Source organism: Poseidonocella sp. HB161398 (assembly GCF_005870025.1).
Classification (GTDB): domain Bacteria; phylum Pseudomonadota; class Alphaproteobacteria; order Rhodobacterales; family Rhodobacteraceae; genus Mangrovicoccus.
In genome coordinates this window covers 1-1,358 of sequence record NZ_VATA01000224.1, presented here as the reverse complement: position 1 = coordinate 1,358, position 1,358 = coordinate 1, and the positions used below count along the sequence as shown (strand labels likewise).

At 64.7% G+C, this 1,358-nt stretch carries 1 pseudogene; it reads left to right on the top strand.

The window, feature by feature from the left end:
• Positions 1 to 61: 61 nt before the first annotated feature.
• Positions 62 to 1,320, top strand: a pseudogene (locus FGX59_RS36910) (IS3 family transposase).
• The last annotated feature ends 38 nt before the right edge of the window (positions 1,321 to 1,358 follow it).

Here is a 1,358-nt window from a genome sequence, read left to right as displayed (position 1 = left end):
TGAGCTTGCCCCCGGATTCCGGACTGGGAGTTACAGTACTCTCAGGAACAAGGGATCACACATGAGCAGACAACCCCGTCGTCACTTCACCACCGAGTTCAAGGAGCAGGCCGTTGCGCGCCTGTCGGAGCCCGGCGCCACCCAGACCAGCGTCGCGCGGGAACTCGGCGTGACGCCCTCGCAGCTGAAAGGCTGGCGGCTTGAACTGGCGGCTGCAGGGTCGGCCGAGGCGATCCGCAAGCAGCAGGCCGAGGCCGTCGAACTGGCCGAACTTCGGCGCGAGAACCGCCGTCTCAAGGAAGAGGTGGAGGTGATGCGCAAAGCTTCCGCGCCAGTCGGGTCACTCGAACCGGTGGCGTGACCGACCGGCTTCGCGCAGTGGGCGGCGAAGCCGTGAAGGACAAGCTCGCCTTCATCGCTGCCCATGTCGGAGAACACGCCGTCAGCCTCATGTGCCGGCTGCTCTCGGTGAGCACGAGCTGGTTCTATTCTTGGCGTGCCGCGGCCCCGAAACGGGCGGCGCGCCGGGCATCCCGGGACGCCCTGTTGCCGCAGATACGTGCAATCTTTGAGGCCAGTCGCCGACGATACGGAGCCCCCGCGCATCCACGCCGAACTGCGGGACCAAGGCATCCGGGTTGCCCGGAAGGCGGTGGCCAAGCTGATGAAAGATCACGATATCCGCCCGCCACGCAAAGGTCGGCATGTCCCGAGGACGACGGATAGCCGACACAATCTCGGCAACGCCCCGAACCTGCTGAGGCGGAATTTCCGGGCCTCGGAGCCCGATCGCATCTGGCTGGCGGACATCACCTACGTGCCCACGGACGAGGGCTGGCTTTACCTCGCCGCAGTCAAGGAGTTCGTCATCGTGTCGCCACTGGTCCGAGACCGATGGCGAACGCCACGATGGAGATCGTCGGCTGGTCGATGTCCGAGCGTCTGAAGAGCAGCCTCGCGGTCGAGGCGATGCGCATGGCTCTGCAGAACCGGCGGCTGGCGCCGGGGCTGATTTGTCATTCCGATCGCGGCGTCCAGTACGCGGCCGGTGACTACAGGCGGCTTCTCGATGCCTGGAAAGCCGTCGCCTCGATGAGCCGGAAGGGGAATTGCCTGGATAATTCTCCCATGGAGAGCTTCTTGGGATCGCTGAAGAACGAGCTGGTCCATCGAACCAGGTTCCGGTCGCGCCAGGAGGCAAAGGCCGCGCTGTTCGAATACATCGCGATTTTCTACAATCGCCAGCGCCGCCACTCGACCATCGGTTACCGCACGCCCGAGCAGACACGGATCGACATGACTGCCGCAATGGCCGCATAGTGAATATCGGCCCAGTCCGGGATCCGGGGGCAAGCTCA